Annotated in this window: 12 protein-coding genes; 7 read left to right on the top strand and 5 right to left on the bottom strand. The window is 60.0% G+C overall.

Annotation, left to right across the window (positions count from 1 at the left end; translation table 11 throughout):
* Positions 1–199 precede the first annotated feature (199 nt).
* Complete coding sequence (locus G5287_RS01335) at positions 200–2050, bottom strand: MOSC N-terminal beta barrel domain-containing protein (protein WP_265783434.1); 1851 nt, start codon at positions 2048–2050, stop codon at positions 200–202.
* A gap of 77 nt (positions 2051–2127) precedes the next feature.
* Here G5287_RS01335 and G5287_RS01330 point away from each other — a divergent pair, with 77 nt between their 5' ends.
* From G5287_RS01330 to yciA, 6 genes are all read left to right on the top strand, one after another.
* On the top strand, positions 2128–2880 hold the full coding sequence (locus tag G5287_RS01330) for a substrate-binding periplasmic protein (RefSeq protein WP_421230660.1): 753 nt from the start codon (positions 2128–2130) through the stop codon (positions 2878–2880).
* 176 nt (positions 2881–3056) lie between these two features.
* Entirely contained in the window at positions 3057–4703 is a 1647-nt protein-coding gene (locus G5287_RS01325) for an NAD(P)-binding protein (RefSeq protein ID WP_227340885.1), read from the top strand.
* On the top strand, positions 4700–8275 hold the full coding sequence (gene nifJ / locus G5287_RS01320; protein ID WP_421230659.1) for a pyruvate:ferredoxin (flavodoxin) oxidoreductase: 3576 nt from the start codon (positions 4700–4702) through the stop codon (positions 8273–8275). The genes G5287_RS01325 and nifJ overlap by 4 nt, the downstream gene beginning before the upstream one ends.
* A gap of 209 nt (positions 8276–8484) precedes the next feature.
* Positions 8485–9420: a DUF2971 domain-containing protein gene (locus tag G5287_RS01315; RefSeq protein WP_421230658.1), complete on the top strand. Its 936-nt coding sequence runs from the start codon at positions 8485–8487 to the stop codon at positions 9418–9420.
* 162 nt (positions 9421–9582) lie between these two features.
* Positions 9583–10401 (top strand): NAD-dependent epimerase/dehydratase family protein, encoded by an 819-nt coding sequence (locus G5287_RS01310; protein ID WP_421230657.1) that lies wholly within the window; start codon positions 9583–9585, stop codon positions 10399–10401.
* Positions 10402–10460: 59 nt separating this feature from the next.
* Positions 10461–10865, top strand: coding sequence for an acyl-CoA thioester hydrolase YciA (yciA, locus tag G5287_RS01305; protein WP_005337875.1), 405 nt, complete (start codon positions 10461–10463; stop codon positions 10863–10865).
* Here the strand turns inward: yciA and G5287_RS01300 are convergent, their stop codons facing one another.
* Positions 10866–11090: a hypothetical protein gene (locus tag G5287_RS01300; RefSeq protein WP_005344394.1), complete on the bottom strand. Its 225-nt coding sequence runs from the start codon at positions 11088–11090 to the stop codon at positions 10866–10868.
* 107 nt (positions 11091–11197) lie between these two features.
* On the opposite strand from G5287_RS01300, the gene G5287_RS01295 reads away from it, so the two are divergent.
* On the top strand, positions 11198–12043 hold the full coding sequence (locus tag G5287_RS01295) for an endonuclease/exonuclease/phosphatase family protein (RefSeq protein ID WP_069527864.1): 846 nt from the start codon (positions 11198–11200) through the stop codon (positions 12041–12043).
* 127 nt (positions 12044–12170) lie between these two features.
* Here G5287_RS01295 and G5287_RS01290 read toward each other — a convergent pair whose 3' ends face one another.
* From G5287_RS01290 to G5287_RS01280, 3 genes are all read right to left on the bottom strand, one after another.
* On the bottom strand, positions 12171–12467 hold the full coding sequence (locus tag G5287_RS01290) for a GrxA family glutaredoxin (protein WP_223849348.1): 297 nt from the start codon (positions 12465–12467) through the stop codon (positions 12171–12173).
* Positions 12468–12561: 94 nt separating this feature from the next.
* Positions 12562–14001, bottom strand: coding sequence for a D-alanyl-D-alanine carboxypeptidase/D-alanyl-D-alanine endopeptidase (gene dacB, locus G5287_RS01285; RefSeq protein WP_005350510.1), 1440 nt, complete (start codon positions 13999–14001; stop codon positions 12562–12564).
* A gap of 112 nt (positions 14002–14113) precedes the next feature.
* Complete coding sequence (locus G5287_RS01280; RefSeq protein WP_421230656.1) at positions 14114–15874, bottom strand: DEAD/DEAH box helicase; 1761 nt, start codon at positions 15872–15874, stop codon at positions 14114–14116.
* Positions 15875–15955: the final 81 nt, after the last annotated feature.

The following is a 15955-nucleotide window of genomic DNA, read 5'->3' as shown; positions in this document are numbered from 1 at the left end:
GGGTAACCCCCTTGGTCAGACGGCAAAGGCCGCTACGTCGGAGGGGTTTTGTTGTTATTGCTGTGAGTATAGAAGTCATCGTCGGCATGGTTGCGCAGGCGGGGCGATAAAGAGACGAGAATGGAGGAACCGCGGGTCGACAGGGGGAAAAGGTCGGCCAGGATCGGGGCCCAGCCAGCCTTTTCGTGGCTCGATCACCTTATTTGATGACGATGTCTGTGAGCGGTACGGCGCAGCAGGTGAGGATTTTGCCCTCTGCCCGCTCGGCGGCACTGATGGCGGGGGCGTCGGGGTGATCCACCTCGCCCGAGATCAGCGTCTGTTTGCAACTGCCGCAGATCCCGGCGCGGCAGCTCCAGGGCAGCTCTACGCCTTGCTTGTTGGCCTGATCCAGCACAGTGCCCTGATTGTTGCCGGTAAAGGCTTGGGCGCCGATACGCAGTTGTACCGCCTGATGGGGGCGGGCCACCGAGAGAATGGCGCCGCCAAAACTCTCCTGTTTGATCCGTGCGGCCGGAACGCCGAGGGCCGCTACTTTCGACGCCGCGTCGGCCATAAAACCGTGGGGGCCGCAGATAAAGACCTCTTTTTCGGCCAACCCTTTGACCAGTTGCAGATGCTCATCATTGAGTCGCCCTTGCAGCCCCTGCCAGTGATTGTCCGGCTGGCTCAGGATAATGGTGAGGGTCATCCCCTGCTGTGCCATGGCATGCAGTTCGCTGGCGGCGGGAATGTCCGCTTCGCTGCGGCACAGGTGCATAAAGTGAACCTCTTCCAGCTCCCCGCGTAGCGCCAGTGTGCGGGCTATCGCCAGCATGGGGGTGACGCCGGAGCCTGCGGAGAGCAACAGGAGGTTGCGCTCGGACCCTAAGTGAAACTCGCCAGCGGGGTTGGCGGCCAGCAGCCGATCACCCACCTGCAACTGCTGGTGCAGCCAGTGGGAGATGCGGCCACCCTCCACCTTTTTGACGCTGATGCCGTAACGCTCCGGGTGATCCGGTGTGGAGCTCAGGGTATAGCGTCGTTGAATCCTCTCGTTTTTGATATCGAGGCTGATGGGCAGATGCTGGCCCGGCAGGTAGTCGGGCAGGGGCTCGCCATCGGCGGCTTCGAACCAGAAGGTCTCCAGATCCCGCGCCAGCGGTTCGCGGGCCACGCAGACCAGCTCCCGCTTCTTCGGTGCGGCGGCGGGATAGACCACCGGACGGGTGCGCTCCAGCACCTCGATCTCGCTGCCTGCCTCAATCCATCCCTCGTTCAGGGCGATCAGGTTTTGGCCGAAGTAGACCTCGCCATCCTCGCCACGGCGGTAGCGGGTAAGGGTGGCCAGCGGCTCTTTCAGGGCGTTGAAACGATCGGTGCCCGCTTCCACCGTGGTCATGATGCAGCGGCTGCAGGGCTTGACCACCTTGAATTCCACCTCGCCGATGCGGATGCGCACCCAGCTGTCCTCCTCGAAGGGCTGGGTATTGCTTGCCACCAGATTGGTGCGGAACTGGCTCATCTGGTGCAGCGCATCGGAGCGCAGATTGAGATCCTCAAGGGAAGCCTGGCTTATCAGCAGCAGCGGATAACCGTCGGCAAAGCTGACCCGGGTGCCGGTCTTCTCGCGAAAGCGATCAGAGGTTTCACCCAGCCAGAGCAGTTGCACCGTCTCCCCTGTCACCCGGCTTAGCCACCCATCGGCTTTGGGGTCGGTGTGCAGGGCGGTGAAACGGTCGCTCCAGACTCCGGTAGCTTGCGGGGCGCGGCTGAAGTCGACCTCTTGCAGGGTGAGGGGTTCAAAGCCCGGATAGCGCAGTTGCAAGCCTCCTTCGATGGGGGTGGCCACGACCTGTTGCAGCTGGGGATGGGTACGGGCGGTGATAAAGGTGCCGTCCGGTTTGACCACCATGTAGCGGCGATCCCCTGCCAGTCCCTCTTCGGTCACCCGGGCGCGAGCCAGCGGCATACCTGCAGTCGATTTGATGGGGTAGAGGTGAATGCTGTCTAGCCTGGGCATCTTCATATCCTTGTGACGCGGCGCGATCGCCTGGAAAAAGGGGAACATAACGGTTCCCCGGCGATCCGGCAATCCTTTCAAGGGGGCGGTCTATAGTTGGGAAAAGAGAACAAGAGGGCTTCGGGATGAAAATAAGCTGGTTGCTGGCGGGGAGCCTTTTTTGCCACGGGCTCTGGGCGCAGGAGCTGACCCTGACCACGGGAGAGTATCCCCCTTACTGCTCCGAGACGCTGAAATATCAGGGGCTAATCCCTCATGTGGTGAGCGAGGCATTCAAGAGTGAGGGGGTGAGCGTCAAGTTCCAGTTTCTGCCCTGGAAACGGGCCTTTCGCTTGTCGGAGGAGGGCGTAGTGGATGGCACAGTCCACTGGTATGAGTCGAGCGAGCGGCGCAAAACCCATCTCTACAGCGATCCCATCCTGAGCGAGACCTACGTCTGGTTCTATCTCAAGTCCGATCCGCTGGAATGGCGTGGCTATCAGGATCTGGCGGATCGCAAGCTGGCTGCGGTCAGTGGCTATACCTACAATGCAGATTTTTTTGCAGCCATCGCGCAGGTGCCGCTGCAGGTGCAGTTCGTCACCCGGCTGCGCCAGAGCTTTGATCTGCTGCTCTCCGGCCGCGCCGACCTGACCCTGGAGAACATAGATGTCGGCTACTACTCCCTGCGTCAGTTCTACCCGGCCAGCACGGTCGATCTCTTTGCAACCCATTCAAAACCCGTGATGAAAGTTGAAGGTCATCTGTTGATCAGCCGCAAGCGCGCCAACGCTGAAGAGCTGATCAAAACCTTCAATCGGAGGCTCGCCAAACTGAAAGCCAGCGGTCAGCTGGAGAAGATGTTACTTGAGTCACGTTCTGGTCTCTATGAACCATAAAGTGCAACATTTTTTGATCCTGATTCGCTAATCAGTACAAAAAAGCGGCCATTATCGACTCAGTTCCCAGTTTCTAACGCTTTCGCTTCTTCCCCATCCGGCCACCGTCCGCCTCGGCTACACGGTATCAAGCGCCATCGGGTGGGGCCTGTCACACAAAAAGAAGAAAGCAATGTATGAGCAAACAACTGGACATGACCCCATTGCCGGATCTCTCCCTGAAAACGGGAACAGGCCCGGTGCGTACCCGGCTACCCGTCTGGCGGCCGGCCCTGCCACCCTGCAATCACGCCTGCCCGGCCGGAGAAAATATCCAGGCCTGGCTCTCTTTGGCGCAGGCCGGCCGTTTTGAGGCGGCCTGGCAGACCCTGATCGAAGAGAACCCTTTGCCCGCCATTCATGGCCGGGTCTGCTACCACCCCTGCGAGAGCGCCTGCAACCGCGGTCAGGTGGATGAATCCGTCTCCATCCACGCCATCGAGCGTTTCCTCGGCGACGAGGCGCTGGCCCGTGGTTGGCAGCCTGCGCCACCTGCCCCTGCCAGCGGCAAGAAGGTGCTGGTCATTGGCGCTGGCCCCTCCGGTCTCTCCTGTGCCTGGCACCTCAACCGGCTCGGACATCAGGTGGAGATCCGCGAAGCGGGGCCGCTTGCCGGCGGCATGCTGCGCTTTGGCATTCCCGCCTACCGTCTGCCCCGCGATGTGCTGGATCGGGAGGTAGCCCGTATCGTGGCGGCCGGAGTGACGCTGACCCTCAACCACAAGGTGGAGGATGTGCTGCGCGAGCGTGACGAGGGGGGCTTTGATGCCGTCTTTATGGCCATCGGCGCCCATCTGGCCAAGCGGGTCGATATTCCGGCCCGGGAAGCGGGCAAGATCCTCGATGCGGTGAGCTTCCTCGAACAAGCCAGTCTGGCCGAAGAGCAGGGCTTGCCGCCACCCAAACTGGGACGGCGGGTGGCCATCTACGGTGGCGGCAATACCGCCATGGATGCGGCCCGTACCGCCCGCCGTTTGGGCGTTGAAGAGGCAATGATCATCTACCGCCGCGACCGGGACCATATGCCGGCCCACGCCTTTGAAGCCGACGAGGCCGAGGAGGAGGGGATCAAGATCAACTGGCTGCGCAGCATCCGCCAGCTCGATAGCACCAATATCGAAGTGGAGGTGATGGCGTTGGATGCTGAGGGCAAGCCGGTACCCACCGGCAAGTTTGAAACCCTCGAAGCGGACTCCCTCATTCTGGCGCTCGGTCAGGAGGTCGACCTTTCGGTGCTGGAGAGCATTCCCGGCGTACGGGTCAACAAGGAGGGAGTGGTACAGGTTGGCGAGAACCTGATGACGGACGTGCCGGGCCTGTTTGCTGGTGGCGACATGGTGCCCTCCGAGCGCACCGTCACCATTGCCACCGGTCACGGCAAGAAGGCGGCACGCCATATGGATGCCTGGCTGCGCGGTCGCCACTACCAAAAGATGGTCTCCTACCCGCTGGTGGGGCCAGAGCAGTTGCAACTCTGGTTCCAGACCCACGCCCCGGCCAGCAGTCAGCCGGTCAAACCGGCGTGGGCGCGAGATGACTTTGGCGAGATCATCGGCGGGCTGGATGAGGTGGCCGCCCGTTACGAGGCGGCGCGCTGTTACTCCTGCGGCAACTGCTTCGAGTGTGACGGCTGCTATGGCAGCTGCCCCGAGCAGGCCATCGCCAAGCTGGGGCCGGGCAAGGGCTATCAGGTGGATGCCGAGCGCTGCACCGGCTGCGGTGCCTGTCATGATCAGTGCCCTTGTCACGCCATCGAGCTGCGCCAACCGGAGGAGTCCCAATGAAACATGAACTGATCATGGTCGACGGCAACGAAGCCGCGGCCCGAGTGGCCTACCAGCTGAGTGAAGTGTGTGCCATCTACCCCATTACCCCGAGCTCGACCATGGCCGAACTGGCCGATGCCTGGGCGGCGGAGGGGCAGACCAACCTGTGGGGCAACATTCCCACAGTGGTGGAGATGCAGAGCGAAGGAGGAGCAGCCGGTACGGTACACGGCGCCCTGCAGGCGGGGGCGCTCGCCACCACCTTCACCGCCAGTCAGGGGCTGATGCTGATGCTGCCCAACATGTACAAGATCGCCGGTGAATTGACCTCGGCGGTGTTCCATGTGGCGGCCCGCTCGCTGGCGGCGCAGGGGCTGTCGATCTTTGGCGACCATCAGGACGTGATGGCAGCGCGCAGCACCGGCTTTGCCATGCTCGCCTCCGGCTCGGTGCAGGAGGCGCAGGACCTGGCCTTGGTTGCCCATAGCGTCACCTTGCAGTGCCGGGTGCCCTTTATCCACTTCTTCGACGGCTTTCGCACCTCCCACGAGGTGAACAAGATCACCGCCCTGCATCGGGATGAAATTCGGGCCCTTATCGACAACGACTGGGTGCGGGCTCACCGTGCGCGGGCGCTCAACCCGGATCATCCGGTGATGCGCGGCACAGCCCAGAACCCGGATACCTATTTCCAGTCCCGCGAGAGCGTCAACCCCTTCTACGAGGCGGTACCGGCGCGGGTGCAGCAGTGCATGGACAACTTGGGCGAGCTGACCGGCCGCCACTATCGGCTGGTGGAGTACCACGGTGCGCCTGATGCCACCGATGTCATCGTGCTGATGGGCTCGGGGGCGGCCACCGCCCGCACCACCGTGGATTGGCTCAACCGGCAGGATCGCAAGACCGGGGTACTGGTCATTCGCCTCTATCGCCCCTTCCCGGTACAGGCGCTGCTCGACGCGCTGCCGCAGGGCGTGCGGCGCATGGCGGTGCTGGATCGCACCAAGGAGCCGGGGGCGGGCGGCGAGCCGCTGCTGCTGGATGTGCAGAGCGCGCTGATCGACGGCTTGCAGCGCGGCCTTATCAAGCGGCTGCCCTGGCTCAGTGGCGGTCGCTATGGCCTCTCTTCCAAGGAGTTCACCCCCGCCATGTGCGCGTCGGTATTCGAGGAGCTGGCATCCGATACGCCGCGCCCGCGCTTTACCGTGGGGATTGTCGATGATGTGTCGGGCCTAAGTCTGGCCTGGCACCCCATCGGCGATCTGGAGCCCGCCAGTCGGGTGCGGGCGCTCTTCTTCGGCCTTGGTGCCGACGGCACAGTCGGCGCCAACAAGAACAGCATCAAGATCATCGGCGAGCTGGAGGGGTTCCACGCTCAGGGCTACTTCGTCTACGACTCCAAGAAGTCGGGCTCGCGCACCGTCTCCCACCTGCGCTTTGGCCCCGAGCCCATCGACGCCCCCTGGCTTATCGAGCAGGCGAGCTTTATCGGTTGCCACCAGTGGGGATTTGTCGAGTCGGTCGATCTGCTGGAGCATGCCGCCGAAGGGGCGACCCTGCTGCTCAATGCTCCCTATGAGCCTGAGCAGGTCTGGGCCGAGCTGCCCGAGCGGCTGCGCGCCCGCATCCGCGCCCTCGATATCCGCCTCTACTGCATTGACGGCGATCGGGTGGCCGAGCGCAACGGCATGGGCAATCGCATCAACACCATTATGCAGACCTGTTTCTTCGCGCTGGCTGGTATCTTGCCGCGGGATGAGGCGATTGCGTTGATCAAGGAGAGCATCGAGAAGAGCTATGCCCGCAAGGGACCCGAGGTGGTCGAGCGCAACTTCGCGGCGGTGGATGACACCCTGGCTCATCTCCATCAGGTGGCCATCCCGGCCGGTGACGAGCAGAGCAGCGACTATCCGCTGCCGCTGGCACCGGGTGGCAGCGAGTTTGTCCAGCGGGTCACTGGCGAGATGCTGGCGGGGCGCGGCGATCTGATCCCCGTCTCCATGCTGCCGGTGGACGGTACTTACCCCACCGCCACCAGCCGTTTCGAGAAGCGGGATATCGCCCGCGAGATCCCGATTTGGCATTCGGATATCTGCATCCAGTGCGGCAACTGCGTCTTTGTCTGCCCCCACGCGGCGCTGCGAGCCAAGTTCTACCATCAGGACTGGCTGGCGACAGCCCCCGAGGCCGCGCAGTCGGTGCCCGTCACCGCCAAGGGCTTCCCCGACAGCCGCTATACCTTGCAGCTCTATCCGGAAGATTGCACCGGCTGCGGTCAGTGCGTGCAAGCTTGTCCGGTGCGGGCTGGGGCCGATGAGGAACACGAGGGCGGGCGCGCCATCACCATGATGGATAAGGCACCCCATCTGACTGGCCAGAAACAGGCGCTGCGCTGGTTCGAGAGCCTGCCCTGGCCTGCCCGCGAGCGGGTGGACTTCTCCACGGTGCGCGGTGCCCAGTTCCTCGAACCCCTGTTCGAGTTCTCCGGTGCCTGCGCGGGTTGTGGCGAGACCCCGTATCTCAAGCTGCTGACCCAGCTGTTTGGCGATCGCATGCTGGTGGCCAACGCCACCGGTTGCTCCTCCATCTATGGCGGCAACCTGCCGACTACGCCGTGGGCCAAGAACGGCGAAGGGAAGGGGCCGGCCTGGTCCAACTCCCTGTTCGAGGACAACGCCGAGTTTGGCTTTGGTTTTCGTCTCACCGCCGATCAGCATCACGGTCAGGCGGTGGCGGCCCTTGAAGCGATGAAGGGGGAGCTGGGGGAAGCGTTGGTCGAGTCGCTTATCAACGCCCCGCAGCGGCTGGAGTCGGAGATCCGCACCCAGCGTACCCGGGTCGCGCAAGTGCGGGAGCGGCTGGAAGAGGTGAAATCCGGCAAGGCTCGCGAGCTGTTGTCACTCATCGATCAGCTGGTGCGCCGCTCGGTCTGGATCATCGGTGGCGATGGCTGGGCCTATGACATCGGTTCGGCGGGGCTCGATCATGTGCTCGCCTCCGGCCGCGATGTGAACGTGCTGGTGATGGATACCGAGGTCTACTCCAACACCGGCGGTCAGATGTCGAAATCGACCCCGCTCGGTGCCGTCGCCAAGTTTGCGGCGGGGGGCAAGACGCTGGCCAAGAAGGATGTGGCGCTGCAGGCCATCTCCTACGGCAACGTCTATGTTGCCCGCATCGCCTTTGGGGCCAACCCGCAGCAAGCGCTGCAAGCCTTGCGTGAGGCGGAGGCCTATCCGGGCCCGTCGCTGATCATCGCCTACAGCCACTGCATCGCCCACGGTATCGATATGGAGTTTGGCCTGACCCAGCAAAAACGCGCCGTCGCCTCCGGTCACTGGCCGCTGATGCGTTACAACCCGGTGCTGCGCAGTGCGGGGCAGAACCCCTTCAGCCTCGACAGCCTGCGCCCATCGATCCCCCTCGCTGAATACCGGCAGGAGGAGACCCGTTATCGGGTGCTGGCCCAGAGCCATCCGGAGGAGGCCGAACGGCTGATGCAGGTGGCGCAACAAGTGGCGTGGCAGAAGTGGGCCACCTACGAGGAGATGGCCACCCGCGAGGCCAGCCATTTCCATCCGCCGGTGTGAGGATGGAGTGAGTGAAATATAACCAAGCGGGCCATTGGCCCGCTTTTTTAGGTTAAATAGAAAACAGGAAACCTATATATCCCAGAGTAGGGCTGGCAATTATGACTGTTAATAATTGAAAGCAAACAAAATTTGAATTAATGTACTGGTATGATTGATAAGGCTGCAAATAACATAATTCTTTATCTATTTAGGTCATAGGGGAGAGTATGGATTGGTTTGAAGAATATAAGAAGTTGGTGTTTTCCAATACAACATCTGTAGAGCAAATTAAAAAAGCTATTTCTCTTAAGTATGAACACATACCTAAGATTCTTTATAAATATCGCTCGGTAAATGATAACTCTATAAAAAATTTATTGGATGACACAATATGGTTATCAGACCCGAAAAATTTTAATGACCCTTATGATTGCTCATTTCATTATGATATAGAGCTGGATCCTGATAATAGGGAGTCAGTTTTATCAATGGCTCAAGAGAATGGATTAATAGAGCAGTTAACTGAAGAACAAGTTCAGTCAATTGCAGAAAGTCCTCATCCAATGGTAAAGCTACTTGAGCTTAGTTATCCAGAAAGACCTGATTATGGTCGTACTTGTGAAGAAGCTATACGTACTGTAATGAAAGATAGAGCAAAAAACCTTGTGAGAGAAACATCTGAAGGTTTTAAGCAAATGTTCAAGATTTGTTGTTTTTCTGAAAATCCAAAATCAATATTAATGTGGTCGCATTATGCCAGTTATCATACTGGTTTTTGTATAGGTTATGATTTTTACGAATTAGGAAAGGAAGATCTAAGAGCAAGTTCAATCTACCCTGTTATTTATTCAGATGAAATGTTTGATGCCAGTAACGTTTTTGGTAAAAATAAAACCACTAATAATGTTCTTTATCTTAATCAAGTTGCCCTGATGAAAAGTACAGAGTGGGCTTATGAAAAAGAATGGAGGCTTGTGTTTGGGAATATGATTTTCCAAAAAGAAATGCCTTATAGTATGCCAAAACCAAAACATGTTATTTTAGGTGCTAGAATTTCCTCTGCTCATGAAGATGAAATTAGGAGGGTATGTGAGGCTAAGAATATAGATGTTTTGAAAATGACAATGTCACACAACCGGTTTTCTTTAAAGATTAACAAATGATCGTATAGGTCAGATATAGTATTTTAATTACTGATATTGTTAGCGAATGGGAAGCATGTACCACCACATTGTCGGCATTTATATATCTGCAAGCCAAGGCTTCCTTTTCCTACCAAGGCAGGTAAGCTGCGGGGCAAATAGCGTCAAGCAGGAGAAGGGACGATGACAGAGCAACATTTCGCCGGGACGATCGGCATTCTGGGGGCGGGGTGGCTGGGGCTGCCGCTGGCGCGGGCCCTGCTGGCGGCAGGCAAGCAGGTTGCGGTGACGGTCAGCAGCGCCGAGAAGGCGACCCGTCTGCAGGGGGAGGGGATCGATGCCTATCCGCTGACGATTTCTGCCCATATGTCGGATGCGTGGCCCATCCCCTGCGAATCGCTGGTTATCTGCGTACCGCCCAGCAAGACCGATGACTATCCGCAGGCGGTGGCAAGGGCTTGCGCGTTGGCCAAAGCGAATGGCACCCGGCGGGTGCTGTTTGTCAGCGCCACCTCGGTATGGGGCGCGGGGCAGCAGGAGGGTGAACAGCCCAAACCGCGCCATGCCCGTGGTGAGCGGATGCTGGCGGCGGAGCAGGCGGTGCTGGCGGACGGTTTCGAGTCGGTGATGATAGTGCGCCCCTCCGGCCTTTATGGCCCGGATCGCCATCCCGGCCGTTTCCTCGCGGGCAAGACGCTGGATGGTGGCGCCCAGTCGGTCAATCTGGTCCATCTGGACGATGTGGTGGCGGCTTGCATGCTGCTGCTTGAGCAGGGCAAGGACGGGGATGTTTTCAACCTGAGCGCGCCGGTGCATCCGCGCCGCGAGCAGTTTTATCCCTTTGCGGCTCGCCAGCAGGGGCTACCCGTACCGGTCTTTATCGAGCCTGCCGGTGAATTTCAGCCCATCGACGGCCAGCTGATTTGCCAGCAGATGGGATTCAACTATCGCTGGCCCGATCCGGCCCACTGGTTTGCCGAGCTTGCCGCCTCGGGCAATTGAGGTTTGCCAAGGGGGGGATCGCCCCCTATCATGCCGCCATCCATGAGAGAGAGGCGGTAATGATGGTAGATACAAAACGTCACCCCGATGGGGAGTTGTTGCTGAGAACCCTGGCAATGCCAGCCGATACCAACCCCAATGGTGACATCTTTGGTGGCTGGATCATGTCCCAGATGGATATAGGTGGGGGCATTATGGCCAAGGAGCTGGCAAAAGGACGTATTTGTACCGTATCCGTCGAAGGCATGACCTTCCACAGTCCGGTCAAGGTGGGCGATGTGGTCTGCTGCTACGGCCGCTGCATGAAGATCGGCCGCAGCTCCATGAAGCTCAAGCTGGAGGTGTGGGTCAAGCCGGTACTGCGGGAAAACGATGCCCAGCGTTACTGTGTGACCGAGGGGATCTTCACCTATGTCGCCATCGACGAACAGGGCAAATCCCGCCCGGTTCCGGTGAGTGCCTGATTAAATCAGCCGGGCATTGATGATGGATATTTCCTGCTCAAGCCCGGTTTTTTGCCGTATCATGCGTTCCAGCATCTCTTCCGAGCCCACATATTGCAGGGTGTCAAACAGGCAGAGATCGCATTGAGGGTCCCGTCTTATCTGATAGACGGTGGACAGCTCCACTTGATGACAATTTCCTTGTTGATCATAAAACGTCACGTTGTACCGAAGTTCTTTCGCCATGAGACAAGGTCCTTCTGGTTGGGTGGAACAGGGACTATCAGCTTAGTCGGCGTGAATGACGTTTGTGATGGTCTCAACAAAAAGCAAAGGCGGGCGGTTGTTAGCCAATGAAAAATAGTTATCGCATTCTTGGTACCTCCCTGCTGACCCTGGGGTTGGTAGGCTGTTTTGAGGTGCCGGATCAGAACCATCTGGTCACAGCTCAAGGGATTGTGCCGGGACTCGACTGCCAGCGTCCGCCGCTGGTAGCGTTGGCGACCACGGCGCTGCCCCGTGAATTCGGGGTGACGGTGTGGAATCTCTACAAGGGCCAGCGCAAGAACTGGCGCGAGGGGATGGACAGTTATGCCAAGGGGCAGGATCTGGTGCTGCTGCAAGAGTCGGCCACCCGTCCCGATATGCTCGACTGGCTGCGCGCCGGTGATTTCCAGTGGCAACAGCTGCAAGCCTTCACCCAGGGCGGCGTCTCGTTCGGGGTGATGACGGTGGCCAAGACCCCGCAGGCGTTCGTCTGTGGCGTGCGCTCCCCCGAGCCTTTGCTGCGCATCCCCAAATCCGGGCTGGTGAGCCTCTATCCGCTGCAGGGCGATCCTGACGGCGTCATGGTCATCAATATCCATGCGGTCAATTTCGAGCTGGGGATGGCTACCTTCCGCGAGCAGCTCAACGATTTGACTGCCTTGGTGCGCCGCCATCAGGGGCCGGTGATCCTGGCCGGTGATTTCAATACCTGGAGCGACAAGCGCCAGTTCTGGCTGAATAAATTGGTGGACGAGCTGGGGCTGCAAGAGGCCCTGCCGGTGCCTGACCTGCGCCGCACCGCCTTCGGTCGCCCGCTGGATCACCTCTACTACCGCAATCTGGACCTGGTTGAGGTGAGTTCACCGGCGACCGACAGTTCGGATCACAACCCCATCATTGCGCGCTTTGCCGCCCAGTCTGTGACTCCCTGACCCCAGTCTGTGACTCCCTGATCGGGAATGATGTGTGCGTGTTGCCCATAAAAAAATCCGGCGCCTGATGGCGCCGGATTTTTTTATACGCTCTGGCGGTCAACCCGCTCGGGATGACCCGCAAGAATTACTGGTAGAGACCCAGATTCGCTTTGGCGTAGGCTTCGAAATCGGTGCAGCCACCGATGTGCTGCTCATCCAGGAAGATCTGCGGCACGGTATTGACCGGCTTGCCGGCGCTCTTGGCCAGATCTTCTTTGGTGATCCCTTCGGCATGGATATCCACGTAGCGGAATTTGAAGTCATCGCGCTGTTCGGTCAGCTGCTCGGCGATCTGTACGGCACGGACACAGTAGGGGCAACCCGGGCGACCAAAAATCACTGCAAACATATTTTCTCTCCGTTTTTTAAGCCGTTTATGTATGGCCGTTGAAATGAGGCAGGCAACAGCATAGCCCTGCCTCGTGGCGACTTGAAGCCGAAATTATCGATACCGTGATTCGAGCGGGCCTATTGGCTCAGCTCTCATCGGCGATCTGGATCGGCTGCTGCTGATAGATGCTCTCCAGCACCCCCTTCTCGAACACAGTCCAGGGCCACGGCGCCTTGCTGGCACGGTAGCGCTCATGGGTGGCCGGATCTTGGGACAGGCCACGCTGGAACATCACAAACGCCTTGCGCTGGCCGCCCGCAGTGTCGATAAAGCCCACCAGGTTGGAAGTGCCGGTGATGGTGCCGGTCTTGGCGTGGACCTTGTTCTTCATCATGGGGGCGGTGACGCTGCGGCGCCACGCCAGGGTGCCATCCACCTGAGAGCTTGGCAGCAGCTTGATCAGGCCAAGCTCGGCATCATTTTTCTGGATGAAGTTCAGCACCGACATCATCTGACGGGCGCTGATGAGATTGTGAGCGGAAAGACCGGAGCCGTCTGCCAGAGTGGCATTGCCCAGATCGATGCCGTTCTTGGTCAGGATGGCGCGCACCGCCATGGTGCCGCTGCGATAGCTGCCCGGCTTGTTGTAGTAGTGACGGCCCACGGTTTTGAGGAAGGTATCGGCGTAGAGGTTGTCCGATTTCTTCAGCATCTTGGCGAGCATCACCGGCAGGGAGACCGAGTAGTGGGTGCCGAGGGTCTCTGCCCCTTCAGGGGCCTTGTGGGTGACCCGCAGCAGGCCATCATGCTTGATACCGGCCCGGTTCATCGCCCAGCGGATGTTGTCCCAGCCCCAGGCTTCCACGTCGTGGATGGCGAAACGCAGCCCCTGCGGCTCCTTGTTCGGGGTGATACAGCCCTTGAGCTCGTAGAAGTTGCCCTTGGCCATGTCCACTTCCAGTGCGCAGAACTGGCGCGCCATGTCGCCATAGCTCATCACCTCCACGTTGTCGGCACCGATGCCGATGGGGACGCCGGTGGCCACGTTGCCGACCGCCGGTTTGCCAATCTGGGTGGCAGTGATGGTGCCGTAGGCGCAGTTCTTGTCGATGATGACTGAGGAGACAGGAGCGGCGAAGCAGAGGGTCTGATCCCCCCACGACCAGCCGTTGCCGCGCTCGTAGCCGTTGTAGGCGCCGGTGTTGACGTAGACATTGCCCTTGATGCTGGTGACGCCGAGCTGTTTGAACAGGGCCAGCAGATCCATGCGGGAGAGGGTGGGGTCGCCGACGAAGTTGATCCAGATATCGCCGTTGATGGTGTCACCCTGTTTGGCACCCGGTTGGGCCTGAATGTCAGTGGCGAAGCGGAAATCGGCACCCAGCTCGAGGCGGGCCGCCAGCGCGGTGAGCACCTTCATGGTGGAGGCGGGGGCGATCATCTGATCGGCGTGGCGGGCGAACTCGACGCCGTTATTGCCCTGCACCATGATGGCGTACTGGCCACCCTGAGGGGGCGTCAGCGGGGCGGCATGAGCCGCCAGAGAAGAAAAGAGAGCACAAAAACCAATCAACAGCCGCTGCATAACATCCTCTAACGTGACGAAGGGCCCGGCAGTGGTGCCGACCCTGATAATTCAACCAGCCGATGCGGGATCGACGGGATAACGCAATTCATGCCATGTATGCCGGTCGCCATCATGTCATCGAGTTGGCGGTACGATAGCGACCCTCATAATCAAAAATTTTCTCTTTTATCTGCCAGAAGCGACCCGATTTGCGGGCGATGACAAAATCCGGATGACGGAACTGGCTTTGCGCGGCCAGCACGCTCGCCAGGGTAGTAAATTCAGGCTCCAGCCCCGGGGCGGGCCAATGATGACGCACAAAGTGCTGTTGAAACAAGCGCCGTGCGCCCGGGGAGTGAAATCCGAAGTATTCACTGAGGGTCAGCCCATCCTCATCGTGGTAGGTCACCTCCAGCCGCTCCCCCTGTTTGCCGCGCCCGGCTGTGAGGGTTAGCCCGGCGCAGCGGATCACCATGCAATCCTTGAGATTGAGCGCCTCTTTGAGCTTGTCGTCAGGGTCCACCAGCAGCTGATCGCAGCTCTGGCAGCGGCGGGCGGCGATGTCGTTCTCCGCACCGCAGCCGGGGCAGATCTTGGCGCGAAAGCGGTAGTCGCACTCCTCGCGGTTGCCCTCATCATCTTCAAACAGCCCCTGACAGCGGCGACCGTAGTGCTCGATCACCTTGCCATCCTCGTCGGTTTTGCCCCAGAAGGTGTTGGCAAAGCCGCAGGCGGGGCAGGGCACCTGTACCGGCTCGGTACCGGCGTGGGGGCGGGGCTCCCCCACTTCGGGGGCGAACAGGTTGAAGTTGTTGCCCGCATAGTCGAGCACCAGACAATCGCTCTTGCCCGGCGAGAGACGCAGGCCCCGCCCGACGATCTGCTGGTAGAGGGAGACCGACTCAGTGGGCCTGAGCATCACGATAAGATCGACATGGGGGGCATCAAAGCCGGTGGTGAGCACCGCCACGTTGACCAGAAACTTGAGCTCGCGCGCCTTGAAGGCGTTGATGAGGGCATCGCGCTCCGGCCCCGGCGTTTCGCCGGTGATAAGGGCCGCCTGCTGGCCTCTGGCGCCCAGCAGGCCGTGAATTTCGCGGGCGTGCTCGACGGTGGCGGCGAAGATCATCACCCCCTGCCGGTCGGCGGCATACTCCAGCACCTGACTCAGGATATGGGGGGTGACCCGCTGCTGGCGTTTGAGCTCGCCGTTGAGATCCGCCTCGCTAAAGAGGCCATTCTCCCGCGCCACCAGCTTGCTGAAGTCGTAGTGGACGATGGGGGCATCCACCATGCGCGGCGGCGTCAGGTAGCCGTTTTTGACCATAAAACGCAAGGGCAGCTCGAACACGCAGTCGCCAAACAGCCGCTCGCCGTGGCTTTTGACCATGCCGTGGTAGTGGCGCCGGTAGATCCAGCCCAGCCCGAGCCGATAGGGGGTCGCGGTGAGGCCGAGGATCTTGAGGGCCGGATTGGCAGCCTTGAGATGGTCGATCACCTGATGGTACTGGCTGTCGTCATCGAGCGAGACCCGATGGCACTCGTCGATGATCAGCAGCGAAAACGCCCCGTCGAAGGCAGCCAGATTGCGCGCTACCGACTGCACCGAGCCAAACACCACCTGGGCGCTTGCCTCCTTGCGATCCAGACCGGCGGCGAAGATGTCGGCCTTGAGCCCCCACGCCTCGTACTTGGCATGGTTCTGCTCCACCAGCTCCTTGACGTGGGCCAGCACCAGCACCCGACCGCGCGCCTTGCGGGCCAGCTCGGCAATCACCAGACTCTTGCCGGCACCAGTTGGCAGCACTACCACGGCGGGATCCGGGTGTTGGCGAAAGTGGCTGATCACGGCATTGACGGCGTCGGTCTGATAGGGTCTGAGAACGAACATGCAGGCTTGGGTATGTCGATGTGGGGTGGTGCAAGATGGCGCCATTATAGGGTGCTTGCCGTCACAAAAACAGCGGGCCGG

Source organism: Aeromonas sp. 603079, from assembly GCF_049172135.1.
Taxonomy (GTDB): Bacteria; Pseudomonadota; Gammaproteobacteria; order Enterobacterales; family Aeromonadaceae; genus Aeromonas; species Aeromonas veronii.
This window is presented reverse-complemented; position numbering and strand designations above follow the sequence as displayed.

What these genes read in the sequence shown, in the direction of transcription:
- dacB (WP_005350510.1), bottom strand. Translation starts at nt 14,001, where the DNA reads ATGCAGCGGCTGTTGATTGGTTTTTGTGCTCTCTTTTCTTCTCTGGCG.
- G5287_RS01295 (WP_069527864.1), top strand. Translation starts at nt 11,198, where the DNA reads ATGAAAAATAGTTATCGCATTCTTGGTACCTCCCTGCTGACCCTGGGG.
- G5287_RS01315 (WP_421230658.1), top strand. Translation starts at nt 8,485, where the DNA reads ATGGATTGGTTTGAAGAATATAAGAAGTTGGTGTTTTCCAATACAACA.
- G5287_RS01330 (WP_421230660.1), top strand. Translation starts at nt 2,128, where the DNA reads ATGAAAATAAGCTGGTTGCTGGCGGGGAGCCTTTTTTGCCACGGGCTC.
- G5287_RS01280 (WP_421230656.1), bottom strand. Translation starts at nt 15,874, where the DNA reads ATGTTCGTTCTCAGACCCTATCAGACCGACGCCGTCAATGCCGTGATC.
- G5287_RS01325 (WP_227340885.1), top strand. Translation starts at nt 3,057, where the DNA reads ATGAGCAAACAACTGGACATGACCCCATTGCCGGATCTCTCCCTGAAA.
- nifJ (WP_421230659.1), top strand. Translation starts at nt 4,700, where the DNA reads ATGAAACATGAACTGATCATGGTCGACGGCAACGAAGCCGCGGCCCGA.
- G5287_RS01300 (WP_005344394.1), bottom strand. Translation starts at nt 11,090, where the DNA reads ATGGCGAAAGAACTTCGGTACAACGTGACGTTTTATGATCAACAAGGA.
- G5287_RS01310 (WP_421230657.1), top strand. Translation starts at nt 9,583, where the DNA reads ATGACAGAGCAACATTTCGCCGGGACGATCGGCATTCTGGGGGCGGGG.
- yciA (WP_005337875.1), top strand. Translation starts at nt 10,461, where the DNA reads ATGATGGTAGATACAAAACGTCACCCCGATGGGGAGTTGTTGCTGAGA.
- G5287_RS01335 (WP_265783434.1), bottom strand. Translation starts at nt 2,050, where the DNA reads ATGTTCCCCTTTTTCCAGGCGATCGCGCCGCGTCACAAGGATATGAAG.